Genomic DNA, 12,702 nt, shown 5'->3' with positions numbered 1-12,702 from the left:
TCGGTTCAGTCGCGTTTGAGGCTCGTCTTGCCCTCGCTGTCGATCACGATCTGGTTGTTCTCGCAGACATATTCGTGAATGCGGTAGTCGGAGCGCTTGTAGTCGAACGTGAAACGGTAAGGGCTGTTGAGTACCTGCGGGTCCTCGATCACTACCTGGTTCTCCAGGCGATCCGGCGCCTTCAGTCTGATGCGCTCGGTGATTTTCATTTCCTTGCTGTGCGGAACGTCGTAGAAGGCCACATCTGTGCGCACGCCTTGTGTTTGCACCACCAGCGTGTCGCCCTCCCAGCGGCCGCGCGAGTAGCCCTGGTAGCTGGGGTCCAGCGTATCCAGCGCAGGCATGGCTTCGTTGAGGATGATGCGGCGCACTTGCTGGAGATATTCGCCGAGCACCACCACTTGCTTATCGTCATGAATGAGTTGGATGGGGAAGAGCGCCGCCATCAATACCGGCATGCCTTCGGGCAGGCACATGGAGCTGGTGGTGGCCAGTGGCGTGCCGGCCTCGTTCGCGGCGGCCTGGCGCTTTTTCAACGCGACGTATTCGCTGGCATAGGGCTCCTTCAGGTCCATCGGGCCACCGGGGTGCACCGGATTGTCCGGGTCCTCTCCGAACCAGTCGTCCGGAGTCCGCTCCCACGTGCCGCTGATGTCGGGGCGTGCGCCCGCGCCGTGTTTGGCGTCCTGGGTTTTAGAGGCGGCGGCGCTGCTCACCCCGGTGACAGTCATGAGTAGCACGCCCAGGAAGAAGCTTGTCAGGTTCAAGGTTCGTGTCGGTTTCATTGAAAGCGTCTCCATCCCGTTGGTCTGTTCATTCAGGTCTCATGGCGTAGGAATGCGGTTTCTCAGCCTCCACCGGACAGCACCACGTCACCGATCTTGATCTCCACGAGCAGCCCGCCCGGATCACCGTTTTTCAGCGGCTTGAAGGTGATCTCGGCGGCATCGCCGGCCTTGATCAAGTCGGACTTCCAGCCGGTGCGGCTTAAGGCGTTGACACTGCCGGTCTCGATCTTGAATTGCTGAGGCGGGGGGCCTGGCGAATCGAAATAAATCGAGACGTGGGGGTTGCTCCAGACGAAGCGTCCGACCACGCCCTTGAGCGTGATCGTTTTGGTCTGGTCGAAAATCGCGAACGAATGGTGGGCAGAGACCACGGAGGGTAGGGCGATGCAGGCGGCAATGGTCAGCAGACCAAGCCCCTTGCGTAATAGCGGGGACGACAAAGGTGTCATGGCGAGTGCCTCGGTTTTTATACGTTCTTATGGGCCCAGCATAGGGGGGTGGGAGCAGGGGCCGTAGCCCAAAACGGCAACTGCTGCCCGTCGTGGAAATGTTTATTGCGGAGAAGGGATAACGCGCACGAAGAAACGGGCATCGAGCCCCTGCAAGTGCTGATTTGGGTTACCGCTTGCGCAACCCAGGCGGAACACTCGCGCCTCGCCTCATAAATATAAAAACAGGAGAGACGTCATGCGCACCCCCCCTTACGCCCCATTGCTTTCGCTGGTCGCACTCTGTGCGTTTGAGCCCCAGGCTCATGGCTACGAGCTCTACAATGAAAATGACGGTGCCACCGTGCTGAACGCCGAGCTATGGGCGGGATTTGGCTGGTTCGGCAGCGAAAAGAACTACATCGGCGACCCCGAAGCAGAGCCCGGCAGGATGCGATGGCAGGAAGGCTTCGCCAAGTATGGTGTAAACGGCACGACGGATAAGATCGGTGCAGGTTCGATCTACGGCGGGTTCAGTCTGATCAGTACGGGATCATGGGGTGATGGGGACGCAGGATCACTCACCGCCGGGAATGAAAGGGAAACAGCCGTGGAAGACGCCTACCTGGGCTGGAAGTCGGGTGATCTGATTCCGGCACTGGGCATGGACGGCGTTGATTTCTCCTTTGGCCGACAGGTCGTTACGGTGGACGGCTTTCTGATCACCGATGATGGGTTCGCCCCCGGAAATGCCTTCAACCCTATCGAGGGCGTAGCGGATGGCCGGTTCAATCGCGGCGGAGCCTTTTACCTGGGCCCGCGATTGGCGTTCGGGAACACCGCTGTCCTCAAGGTGGGTGGTACGCAGGGCCTTCACGGTAGCCTGATATGGTTGAAATCGGATAATCCCGGGCAGTCGAAGACGGAAGTGGCGGCCGCCACCATCGACTACACGACGCCCATTGGCTCGATCGGTTCGACGTACGTGCGTGGCCTGGATGTCGAAGAGCGATACGTTTTTGCCGATCGGGGTGAGCGCAAGGGCATGGATATCTACAGCATCCGTGGCCAGGGCAATGCTGGCATCGAGAATGCCGACTTCGCGTTCGAGGTGGCGCGCCAGGAAAAACGTTCGGGCTCACAGCGGGCGATGTTCTTTGATGCGGGCTACACCTTCGCCGATGTCAAATGGCAACCGACGGTGAGCTATCGCTACGCGCGTTACTCCGAAGGGTGGGACTTCCTGTTTCAGGGCGGCTACCGCAAACGTTACCAGGGTGAGATCGGTGTGAACTACGCCGGCTCAGTCACCTCGAACATGCGTATCAGCGACGTGCTGCTCTCAGTCAACCCGACCGATAAGTTGACCCTTAACGCAATGTACTTCGACTACCATCAGCTCTCTGATCGGCAAGATCAGGATTACAGTGCGCGCGAGGTCAATCTGTTTCTGGATTGGATGGTGACGGATAACATCACGCTCTCGCCGCTCGTTGGTTTCTACAAGCCTGACAAGTGGCTCGGCAACGGAGGCAACCAGAGTGGTAGCGCATCGCTCAACACCTACTTCCAATTCATTGTTTGGGTCGCATTCTGAGCTGCTGTTTGCGACGTAAGAATAGTTAGACCAGGGGGCGTCACCAGCGGTGGCGCATCCCTGCATTCACCGAGTCGTGATTCAGTCACAGCATGCGGCGCAGGACGTCGTTGCGAGGGTCGCTATCGAAGAACCGATGCTTGAGTGCACCTGCGACGTGCAACACGATCAGCGCCAGCAGGGTATAAGCCAGCACTTTGTGCAGCCATTGGAACACGACGAACAAATCGTCATTCTTCGCCAGCAGCTCCGGGAGGTTCACGCCAAAAAAGAACACGCCGTCGCTCATGGTGTAACTGCTCGACATCGAATAGCCCATCAGCGGTACGGCCACAATCAGTACGTACATGGAACGTTGCACAAAGCGCGACAAGAATCGCTCATGCCCGGCCAGTGTTTGCGGTGGTTGCGGAAGCGTGGGGGTGCGCCAACGCAGGACGATCTGGACCAATACCAACAGGAATGCCAGCACCCCGAAGGATTTGTGCCATGGGTAATAGAGCTCATACTTGCTCGCCACTTCATCATCAAGCCCGGTCATATACCAGCCGGCCCAGAGCAGGCCCGCTATGACGATGGCACGCACCCAGTGCAGCATGCGCAGGGAGGTCGGATACCGATCAATTGTCGCTTGTTTTAAGGTGTTCATCGCAGTCTCTTCATTGATCATCAAGGCATCGAAAATGCACGATTCATACCCCCTCGGGACCCAAGGCCCTGAGAGGGCAGGTGCAGTGAGTTTTCTCAGGTGGGCAGTAGCACGGTGATGACTTTCTCCTCGGTGTAGGCCAGCGCACCGGCAAGCCCACCTTCACGACCAATGCCGCTGGCCTTGACGCCGCCCCATGGCAGGTTGGCGTCCAGCGGGCTCCAGCAGTTGACGCCGATGGCGCCGGCCTTTACCGCAGCGGCCACGCGGTGCGCACGTACCAGATCGGTCGTCCAGACCGTGGCCGCCAGGCCGTAGGCGCTATCGTTGGCCAGTGCCACAGCCTCTTCTTCGCTGTCGAACGTGATGACCGTGCCGACGGGGCCGAAAATTTCGTCCTGGGCAATCGTCATGTCATTGCGGGCGTTGGCGAAGATCGTCGGTCGCACGAACCAGCCTTGCTCCGGGGTGGATACACCGCCGGCCAACAAAGAGGCGCCTTGGTCGATACCCATCTGGATGTAACGGTTGACGCGATCGAACTGCGCTTTCTTGGCTACCGGCCCCATCTGTACGCCAGGCTCGCGAGGGTCGCCTACCTTGACCGCGCGCGCGGCCTCGGCAAGCGCCGCGGCGAAGCGCTCGGCGAGGCTGCTGTGTACCAGGATGCGCGAGCCGGCGGCACAGATCTGCCCCTGGTTGACGAACAGGCCCAGTGAGCAGCCAAACAGCGCGTCATCGAAGGGCGCATCGTCGAACACAATCTGTGGGCTTTTGCCGCCCAGTTCCAGCGCCACGCGCTTGAACAGCACCCCGGCGGTGCGCTGGATCTCGCGTCCGGCCTCGGGGCTGCCGGTGAAACTGATCTTGGCGACGTGCGGGTGTTCGCACAAGGCACGACCCACCTGCGCACCGTAGCCGGTGACCACGTTGATCACGCCGTCAGGAAAGCCCGCTTCTTGAGCCAGCGCTGCCAGGTGCAGGGCCGATTGTGGGGTTTCTTCCGAGGGTTTGATGACCACGGTGCAGCCTGCCGCCAGCAAGGCGGCGAGCTTCCACACGGTGATCATCAGCGGTGAGTTCCACGGCACGATGGCACCGACCACACCTACCGGCTCACGTACGGTGTACGAGAGGGTTTTGCTGCCGAAGTAGCCGCCGGTGGGAATGGTGCGTCCTTCAAGCTGGTTGGCCCAGCCGGCGGCGGCGCGCAGGTTGGCGATTGCGTTGGGCAGGTCCATCCGGCGTGGTTCGAGCGGTGAGCGACCGATGGCGTTGGCGTCCATATCGGCCAGCAATTCGCTGTCGCGCTCCACCAGGTCAGCCAGTTTCGACAACAGGCGACCGCGCTGGGCGCCGTCCAGGCGGCTCCAGGCCCCCCCCTCAAGTTGGGCGTGCGCCGCTGCCACGGCGCGGTCCACATCCTCGGCGGTACCGCTTGCGCAGCTACCGTTGACCTGTTCGGTCACGGGGTTGATAAGAGGAATGCGCCCTCCGTCGCTGGCTTCGAAGGGCGCGCCCTGGATGAAGTGTTTCAGGTACTGAGTCATGTAGGTGTCCATGCGTGATGGGGAATGGTCGGTGGTGCCACACCTCATGCCTTGAGGGAGGCCAGGGCGTCGCCGAAGATGTCCAGGGCCTTGAAGAACAGTGAGCGCGGGATCGTCAGCGAGGGCATCACGCGCATCACGTTGCTGTAGCGTCCGCACGGGATCATCAGCACACCGTGGTTCATCAGGTAGCCCATGAGCTGACCGATCTTGGCGCCTTCCAGCGGTGTCTTGGTGATGGGGTCTTCGACGAGTTCGATACCGATCATCAGGCCGCGGCCGCGGACTTCGCCAACGAACGGGCTGTTGAAGCCACGGATACGTTCCTGCGCCTCCAGTCCCAGGGTGTGGGCACGCTCGAGCAGACCAAGTTCCGGGTCCTGCAGGATGCTGATATTGGTCAGCGCCACGGCCGCGGACAATGAGTTGGCGGCGAAGGTATTGGGCATCGAACCGTCGGGAATCAAGGCCGCGAGGTCCGAGCGCATGATCAGCCCTGCCATTGGCAGGTCGCTGCCGATGCCTTTGCCGAAGGTCAGCATGTCGGGCTTTACGCCGGAATGTTCGACTGCCCACATCTTGCCGGTACGCCCGGCGCCGGACTGTACTTCATCCACGATCAGCAGCGCGCCGGCGCGATCGCAGGCCTTGCGCAACAGTTGCAGGAACTCTGGCGAGGGCGGCACGTAGCCGCCTTCGCCCTGTACCGGTTCCACGATCACGGCCGCCACGTCATCGGCGGCGGTGTAGGGGCTGTTCAGCAGATAGTCCACGTAGTCGCCGGCGATCTGCTCGGCGCTTTTGTGCGTGGTGTCGAAGGGAAAGCGGTAGGCATAGGGGTAGGGCGCGTGAATCACGCCGCCCATCATCGGACCGTAGCCCTTGCGGTAGGCCGTGCCAGTAGTCAGGGCGCCGGAGGCGTTCCACACGCCGTGGTAGCCGCCGTGGAAGGCAAGGATCTGGTGGCGCCCGGTGATGCGCTTGGCGAACTTGATCGCGGCCTCCAGCGCATCGCTGCCGCTTTGCGTGAAGAAGGTGATGCAGTCGCCGCGCAGGCCGTCGGGAGCGATTTCCGAGAGCTTGGCGGCCAGTTCGGTGCGCCGGGTGCTGTTGATTTCCAGGGCATGCATCAGCACCTCGGACTGTTCGCGGATCGCTTGTACCACCTTGGGGTGGCAGCGGCCTACGCTGCTGACGCCCACGCCTGCGGACAGATCGATATAGGTGTTGCCATCCGGGTCCTTGAAAGTCGCGCCGAACGCGCGGTCCATGGCGATGGGCATACGGCCGCCGCCACGCGCCATCGACTCGGTACGCGCCGATAACGCCAGGGCCTCGCGGGTCAGGGGGCCGGGCAGTGTGCTGGAAATAATCCGCGGGGCATCCGCGAAGTGTAAGGATTCTAGTTTGGATTCACTCATGACGAACTCTCTGGATGGCGTTTTCAGTGTGCCGATCATTCTCATGGAGCGTCCTTGGCCGTTATCCCGAATCGGCAAATAGACGAGCCGACCCCACCCGCCGGTTTCGACGAGTGGCAGATACGAGAATTAGCTATGCGCTATTTTATCTATGTGCGAATATCGCAAAGAAATGCGAGCAAAAAACAATAATATCGGCCGAGGTTTTCGCGCATCATGAAAAACCACCAGATCAGCCATTTTCGCGATATCCATGTCCATGCGGCCACCATTCAGGAGTGGAACCAGGACTACAGCCAGTTAACCGCCGGCCTTGCCGAAAGTTCTTTGATGCAGCTGAGCACCGCGCGTTGCCACGTGTTCAGCGAGCAGATCAACCAGCGTGTGGTGCAGCACGGCGTGGCTCCGCGCGGCAAGATGTGCTTTGCCGTGCCGATCAACGTGCCGGGTTCGACGCGGATGCAAGGTCGCGAGGTGGACGACAGCAGCCTGTTCTTTCTGCACGGCGGCGAGGAGTTCATGTTCCATATGCCGATGGGCATGGAACTGTTGTCCATCACATTCGAACGCGAATGGTTCGAGCAGGCGCTGGAGCAAACAGCGTCGGCCAGGGAAATCAGCCGGTTGCTGCGCCAGCCGGTGATCCGGGTGTCCGCGCAGCGCTTCGCCCAGGCCCGGCGTCGATTGCTGGCGGTGCTCTCTCTGGCCATAGGCGACGAAGCGCTCGACAGCGCGGGCGAGCAGGGGCTGGAGCAGGCAATGCTCGGTGAGTTGCTGCAGCTGCTCACCGACCCGGCCTGCGACAAACAGCAGCGCAGCCCCAGCTCCACGCGCAGCTTTATTGTCGAGAAATGCCACCGTCTGACGACTGTCGAGATGCTCAATGTGCCCAGCGTGATCGAGTTGTGCCAACGCCTCCAGGTGAGTCGGCGCACCGTGCAGAACAGCTTCCGCTCGGTGGCCGAGACCACACCGCTGAACTATTTGCGTTCGGTTCGGCTCAACGGAGTGCGCCGCGCCTTGATGTCTACCCCGGCCTCCCATCTCTCGATCGGCGATGCCGCCGCCCAATGGGGCTTCTACCACCTCAGCCATTTTGCCGAGGAGTACCAGGCGTTGTTCGCAGAGTTGCCCTCCCAAACCGCCCGTGCTGCCATCCCTGTCTGCGCGCGCGCCTGAACCAAAACCCCGCTGTACCCGGCGGGGTAGCTGTCACTTCATCAGGATCTCAAGAAAACATGAATAGTCTTCGCCGCCTGCTTCAGGTCTTCGACCTCTTTCGCCCGGAGCAGCCGCTCATCGACGTGGAGATCATTTGCCGGGAGCTTGGCTACACGCCCGCCACTGCCTACCGCTATCTGCGTGAACTGGGCGATGCCGGCTTGTTGAAGCGCTTGCCGCGTGGTTACGCGCTGGGCCCGCGAATCATCACGCTGGAGCATCAGATGGCGAACTACGATCCGCTGCTGGCGTGCAGTCGGGACCTGGTCGACAAACTGGTCGCCGACACCGGCCTGGATGCGTTGGTCAGCGAGTGGCATGGCGACTCGGTGGTCAACGTGCTGATCCAGCGTGGCTCCGATGCTGGTCCGGTCGGAGGTGGCAAGGGACGACCGATCGACCTTTTCCACAGCGCGACCTCCCGGGTCGTATTGGCTTATCTGCTGCCACGCCAGATACGACGCCTCTATGATGCCCACGCGAACCAGGACCAATTGCTGCATCTGGGGCTGGAATGGAAGCCGTTTACCAAGAGCTTGCTTGCCATTCGCAAACAAGGTTATTGCATCAGCGAAAGTGAGCTGTACCCGGGACGCAGTGGCGTCGCGGCGCCGATCTTCGACGAAAAGCGACGAATACTCGGGAGCATGACCCTGGTTGGGCGCAGTGAGCGGTTCCACGCGTTTCAGCGCAGCTACCTGTGTGACCTGGTGATGGGCGCGGCGGCGCAGCTGACGACACGTATCGCTTTGCAATGAGGTGATAAAGGCCGGGTGGATGGCTGGCTTTTTTGAGGCGAGTTCTGCGAGTTACCGATTTGGGATAGTGGGGTGCTCATGGGCGGGCATAGGATCGAACCCAGCGTGCGATAACGCGACAAGCTATTGGGTGACGGTAGCGGTTGACCTCACCGATCTCACAGCGGCTGCCTCATACAAGAAGGTCAATAACATGAGTGTATTTACCCCGGTCAATAGCTCCACGGAGCTCAAGCGTGGCGCCCTGGGTGTCGGCTTCATCATTTTCTTCGTGGTTTCGGCGGCGAGCCCGTTGAGTGTCATCGCCGGGGGCTTCCCCATAGGTATCATGCTAGGCAATGGTGCCGGGACACCGGCCTTGTTGCTTCTGGCTCTGCTGGTGTTACTGGCGTTTTCAGTGGGCTACACCACTATGTCCCGACATCTCACCAACGCCGGTGGTTTCTATGCGTTCACCTCCCGAGGTCTGGGGGGCATGGCCGGAGGAGCGGCCGGGGTGCTGGCGATGTTTGCCTACAACATTCTCCAGGTCGGTCTGTACGGCATGTTCGGCGGCGTGGTCAGCGGCACGATGGCCAGCGTCTTCGGCCTGGAGTTGCCCTGGTGGTCCTACTCATTGATGGCGATGGCCAGCATTGCGATTCTGGGTTATCGCAAGATCGACCTGTCGGCGCGGGTGCTGTCGGTGGTGGTCATTGCCGAATACCTGGCGATCCTGACCCTGGATTTCGCCATTCTGAAAACCGGTGGCGACAGCGGCATCAATCTGGACGCGTTTGATCGCAGCCATGTGTTCAGCGGCACGCCGTCCATCGGCTTGCTGTTCTGCTTCGCAGCGTTCATCGGCTTCGAGGCCACGACTATTTATGGCGAAGAGGCCAAGAACCCGCAGCGTACCATTCCGATTGCCACCTACTGCTCGGTATTGCTGATTGGTGGTTTCTACGCGCTGTCGGTCTGGTCGATGGTGGTGGGCGTAGGGGCGGACAAGATTGTGCCCACGCTGCAGGCCTTGCAAGACCCGACGACGTTCATTTATGGCATGTCCGACCATTTCGTCGGCCCGTATCTGACTCAGATTATCCGGGTGCTGTTCATGGTCAGTATCTACGCCGGCCTGCTGGCTTTTCATAATGCAGCGGCGCGTTACTTCTACGCCATCGGGCGTGACGGCCTGTTGCCGCGTCAGTTGGGGACTACCCATCGCGTCCACCAAAGCCCCCATATGGGGTCGGCATTGCAGAGCCTGATCTCTGCCGTGGTCGTGCTGATTTTCGCCGCCATGGATGCCGATCCGATTCTGCAACTTTTTGCCTGGTTTTCCAGCCTGGCGACGCTTTGCGTGATTTTACTGATGGCGATCACTTCGGCAGCGGTATTGGTCTTCTTCCGACGCCACCCTGAGCTCAAGCTGGGCGTTTGGCGTGGGCGGATCTTCCCCGGTTTTTCTTGTCTTGCCCTATTGTCGGTGCTGGTCATCGCGGTCATGCACTTCGATGTGTTGACGGGCGCCAGCAAGGCCTTGTCATACGGTCTCTGCGCGATTATTCCCGTGGCCCTGTTGGCGGGTGTGTTTTTGGCGGCCCGACTTCGTAAGGCGTCACCGCAGCGGTACCTGGCATTGGGCAGTCACAAGCTCTGAGTCCCCACGCAGTCCGTTCAACTGAATCTCTGGGCGCCTTGCCATGGATGGCCTGCGACCTTGCAACCAAGCTTGCCGAATAGGCACAAATCACCGGTGCTGGATCATCTACACTGCCTCTTCATCCTCCTGTCCGGGACTGGCAGCCTATGCGGATTTGTTTTTTTGACGGGGCCGATCGCATCGAGCTGGGTACTCGATCCAACCGTGCTGATGGCCAGTCCGCGCTGCGAGAGGCAAGCCCGGCGACCAGGATCGATGTGCGTGAACCGTGGCAGGCAGAGCGCTTTATTCGCCGACATTTTGCCGGGAGCGGTGAAGTAGCCCGTCTGCGCGCGCTATTGTCCGCCCAGGGGATTCTGGTCCATCTGCTGGACGATGACGAGATTCGCCGTCAGGTCGCGGGCAAGCTGTCGAGTGGCGAGTTGTGTGCTTACGTGTCTCCACATCAACGACCGATGCCCGTTCGCCTACCGGCCTCGGGCGCTGTGGAAGCGGTTGTTGCACCGGTGTCCGCCGCGGCTCACAAGCGTGCGCAGGTAAAAGCCTCGTCCGAGTCCGTCAATCCACTTGAGCTGGTTGCGCTGACCTTTGTGGAGATCGAGTTACTGGATATGCAGGGGCAGCCCGTCAGCGGGGAGCCCTACGTCATTGTGCTGCCCAATGGGACCCAGCGCAGCGGTGTGCTTGACGAACTCGGCCGGGCGAGAGCGGAAGGGGTTGATCCCGGCAACTGTCAGGTGACGTTTCCCAAACTCGATCAGCGTGCCGTCGAGCGATGCCGCGGCTCATGAATTGGATCGCAAACGAATGTGCTTCCACGCGGCGTCCAGGTCTTGGGGCATGCCGGCGCGCTTGCGCAGCCCGGTGGCCTTTGGCGTGATCCAGGGCTTCGGCGGGGCTGGCAATTCAAGTGGCGTCACTTCTCGGGGAATGTCGCCCGCTTTCAGCTTGGCGACGGCGTTGGCGATTTTCGTCAGCGTGGTGCGCATTTCAGTGGTGCTGTTGCTGGCATCTTCGTTCCCACAGGCTTGGCAACGGCGGTCGAGCTCAGCGGTAAGCTGTTCAGCATCCTGTCCTATCTTGACCACTTCGTTGCACCAGGGCGCTGTCTGAGTCAGGTTTCGATCCTGGTCGAACGCTTGCGTCACCACCTTGAGTCGGGCGACGACCTGATTGCAATGGGGCGTGAGGTCTTCTGCGAGATCCGGCCCGTATCTATTGAGGTTTCGCCTCATCGCGTCTATCGCATTGCTCCATGTACTCTTGTCGCACTCATAGGTTTCCAGGGCGTTGTAGACATCCAGGAAGTTGCGTTCGTGGGTCAGATAGCCGGCGACGAAAGCCGGGTCGTAACGGGTATAGTTCTTTTGCCACAGGAAAAATTGGGCGTGTTCAGCCATGACTTTTTCCAGGCGATCCCGGCAGACGTATTCGATGTGCGTTTGCTCAAAGCCGGCATTCCATAGCGGAGCATACACCTCAAGGGTGTCGCGCAATGCTTGCAGCGCCTTCATGTCCGCCTTGTAGGTAGCGAGGATGGTCGCATGCAGACTGAGCCGGGGGAGTTCGTGGACGCTGCGGGTGGCCGGGGCTATCCCGCTTTGTGCGGCCTGCAGTTGAGTGATGTGCTCGCGCAACTGCATCACGTGCCGGGCCAGTTCCAGGCTCCAGCAGGCAAAGGCGTCCATTGCCAATCCAGAGAACGGTGCCTGGGGCGTTGTCGAATAGAACAAAAACTCGATAGCGCAGCGCGTTGGATTGTCCGATACCTGATAAGCGTCGGGGTATTTCACCAGGTGGCGCAATGTCGGTTCCTGCAAGGTCTTGAACCACTCTTCTCCACGTTGCCATTTCAGGAATTCGATTGTCAGGTCGAGGCTGTGGGTCATCTCCAGAAAAACCCCTCGCAACATTGTCAGATGCCGCATGCGGGCGAACACAAGCTCCTTGCGGTTCAGACCGAGCACAAGGATATTCTTGCCACCCCTGTCGCTGGTGGGCTGCATTTGTTGGTTGAGGTCATTCAGAGGGGCGGGGATGGCCAGTCCTGTCGCGCAATTGAAGTTGATGTGCTCGCGGGGATTCTCGGTGACAGGATTGATCAACACCGGTTTCTCGGCGTTGTGCGGGTCGTCCCACGCGTCGTGGCGCGGTGGCCTGAACCGGCCCCATTCGCCAATGGCGTCCCAGAACTCATCCTCGGTGTTGAAGTCTTCCAGTCTCGGCGGCGGTTGCGCCAGATTGTCCGGTATCACGTCAAAGTAGTTCTTCTTGTAGGTCTCGTTGCACTCCTTGCATGACCACAAGTGGTTGCTCCAGTCGTACACGTACTGAAAATAACCGAGGTTATCCATTGCCTTGTCGTTCACTGGAACGAAACCGTCGTGGCGTTTTTTCGGCCGGAAATGTTCAACATCCCCGCCTGCGGTGTCCATGAAGCGTGCCTCGCAAAAGGCGCACTTGCCATATTGGTCGACCTTGAGCAGCGCTTTGGCGTGGGGCGGTTTGTATTGGTCGTCATCGATGACGACCTTCACCGAGCCTTTGGGAACACTTTTTGTTTTGGCGGTGTTGGTGCCTTTGGTGCAGAGGACCACCGAAGCGCCAGCCTGGACAGCCTGCAGGACGTTGTTTTTCATGGCATC

The 12,702-nt window shown here is 60.2% G+C and carries 11 protein-coding genes; 5 read left to right on the top strand and 6 right to left on the bottom strand.

All coding sequences use genetic code 11. From position 1 onward, the window contains the following. Positions 1-5: 5 nt before the first annotated feature. The gene (locus tag AC3I65_RS15425; RefSeq protein WP_488523960.1) at positions 6-785 is read right to left on the bottom strand and encodes a hypothetical protein; all 780 of its coding nucleotides are present in this window, start codon (positions 783-785) and stop codon (positions 6-8) included. Positions 786-847: 62 nt separating this feature from the next. Continuing rightward, the gene (locus tag AC3I65_RS15420) at positions 848-1,237 is read right to left on the bottom strand and encodes a DUF6152 family protein (RefSeq protein ID WP_139049772.1); all 390 of its coding nucleotides are present in this window, start codon (positions 1,235-1,237) and stop codon (positions 848-850) included. A 238-nt stretch (positions 1,238-1,475) separates the two neighbouring features. On the opposite strand from AC3I65_RS15420, the gene AC3I65_RS15415 reads away from it, so the two are divergent. Then, positions 1,476-2,813 (top strand): alginate export family protein, encoded by a 1,338-nt coding sequence (locus AC3I65_RS15415; protein ID WP_139049773.1) that lies wholly within the window; start codon positions 1,476-1,478, stop codon positions 2,811-2,813. Positions 2,814-2,898: 85 nt separating this feature from the next. Here AC3I65_RS15415 and AC3I65_RS15410 read toward each other — a convergent pair whose 3' ends face one another. From AC3I65_RS15410 to AC3I65_RS15400, 3 genes are all read right to left on the bottom strand, one after another. Beyond that, positions 2,899-3,462 carry a cytochrome b gene (locus AC3I65_RS15410; protein WP_419417148.1) on the bottom strand — a complete coding sequence of 188 codons (564 nt, stop codon included), beginning with the start codon at positions 3,460-3,462 and terminating at the stop codon, positions 2,899-2,901. A gap of 95 nt (positions 3,463-3,557) precedes the next feature. Continuing rightward, positions 3,558-5,012, bottom strand: a complete 1,455-nt coding sequence (locus AC3I65_RS15405) for an aldehyde dehydrogenase family protein (protein WP_339488586.1) — start codon at positions 5,010-5,012, stop codon at positions 3,558-3,560. A gap of 44 nt (positions 5,013-5,056) precedes the next feature. Then, positions 5,057-6,433, bottom strand: coding sequence for an aspartate aminotransferase family protein (locus AC3I65_RS15400; RefSeq protein WP_139049776.1), 1,377 nt, complete (start codon positions 6,431-6,433; stop codon positions 5,057-5,059). A gap of 216 nt (positions 6,434-6,649) precedes the next feature. Here AC3I65_RS15400 and AC3I65_RS15395 point away from each other — a divergent pair, with 216 nt between their 5' ends. The 4 genes from AC3I65_RS15395 to AC3I65_RS15380 all read left to right on the top strand — a co-directional run bounded on the left by AC3I65_RS15395 (position 6,650) and on the right by AC3I65_RS15380 (position 10,848). Continuing rightward, positions 6,650-7,612 (top strand): helix-turn-helix domain-containing protein, encoded by a 963-nt coding sequence (locus AC3I65_RS15395; RefSeq protein ID WP_139049777.1) that lies wholly within the window; start codon positions 6,650-6,652, stop codon positions 7,610-7,612. Between the two features lie 59 nt (positions 7,613-7,671). Further along, positions 7,672-8,412 (top strand): IclR family transcriptional regulator, encoded by a 741-nt coding sequence (locus AC3I65_RS15390; protein WP_139049778.1) that lies wholly within the window; start codon positions 7,672-7,674, stop codon positions 8,410-8,412. 193 nt (positions 8,413-8,605) lie between these two features. Next, positions 8,606-10,054 (top strand): APC family permease, encoded by a 1,449-nt coding sequence (locus tag AC3I65_RS15385; RefSeq protein WP_488523959.1) that lies wholly within the window; start codon positions 8,606-8,608, stop codon positions 10,052-10,054. A 149-nt stretch (positions 10,055-10,203) separates the two neighbouring features. Further along, positions 10,204-10,848, top strand: coding sequence for a hypothetical protein (locus AC3I65_RS15380; protein WP_487777087.1), 645 nt, complete (start codon positions 10,204-10,206; stop codon positions 10,846-10,848). Here AC3I65_RS15380 and AC3I65_RS15375 read toward each other — a convergent pair. Beyond that, a complete protein-coding gene (locus AC3I65_RS15375; protein WP_240539568.1) occupies positions 10,843-12,696 on the bottom strand; it encodes an HNH endonuclease family protein in 1,854 nt (617 codons plus the stop codon). The two genes, AC3I65_RS15380 and AC3I65_RS15375, sit on opposite strands and share 6 nt — an antisense overlap. Positions 12,697-12,702 lie beyond the last annotated feature (6 nt).

This window comes from Pseudomonas sp. N-1-13, from assembly GCF_057787095.1.
This window is presented reverse-complemented; position numbering and strand designations above follow the sequence as displayed.

Bases quoted from the DNA above. Each gene is read 5' to 3' on its own strand.
- AC3I65_RS15425 (WP_488523960.1), bottom strand. From the start codon at position 785: ATGAAACCGACACGAACCTTGAACCTGACAAGCTTCTTCCTGGGCGTG.
- AC3I65_RS15420 (WP_139049772.1), bottom strand. From the start codon at position 1,237: ATGACACCTTTGTCGTCCCCGCTATTACGCAAGGGGCTTGGTCTGCTG.
- AC3I65_RS15415 (WP_139049773.1), top strand. From the start codon at position 1,476: ATGCGCACCCCCCCTTACGCCCCATTGCTTTCGCTGGTCGCACTCTGT.
- AC3I65_RS15410 (WP_419417148.1), bottom strand. From the start codon at position 3,462: ATGAACACCTTAAAACAAGCGACAATTGATCGGTATCCGACCTCCCTG.
- AC3I65_RS15405 (WP_339488586.1), bottom strand. From the start codon at position 5,012: ATGACTCAGTACCTGAAACACTTCATCCAGGGCGCGCCCTTCGAAGCC.
- AC3I65_RS15400 (WP_139049776.1), bottom strand. From the start codon at position 6,433: ATGAGTGAATCCAAACTAGAATCCTTACACTTCGCGGATGCCCCGCGG.
- AC3I65_RS15395 (WP_139049777.1), top strand. From the start codon at position 6,650: ATGAAAAACCACCAGATCAGCCATTTTCGCGATATCCATGTCCATGCG.
- AC3I65_RS15390 (WP_139049778.1), top strand. From the start codon at position 7,672: ATGAATAGTCTTCGCCGCCTGCTTCAGGTCTTCGACCTCTTTCGCCCG.
- AC3I65_RS15385 (WP_488523959.1), top strand. From the start codon at position 8,606: ATGAGTGTATTTACCCCGGTCAATAGCTCCACGGAGCTCAAGCGTGGC.
- AC3I65_RS15380 (WP_487777087.1), top strand. From the start codon at position 10,204: ATGCGGATTTGTTTTTTTGACGGGGCCGATCGCATCGAGCTGGGTACT.
- AC3I65_RS15375 (WP_240539568.1), bottom strand. From the start codon at position 12,696: ATGAAAAACAACGTCCTGCAGGCTGTCCAGGCTGGCGCTTCGGTGGTC.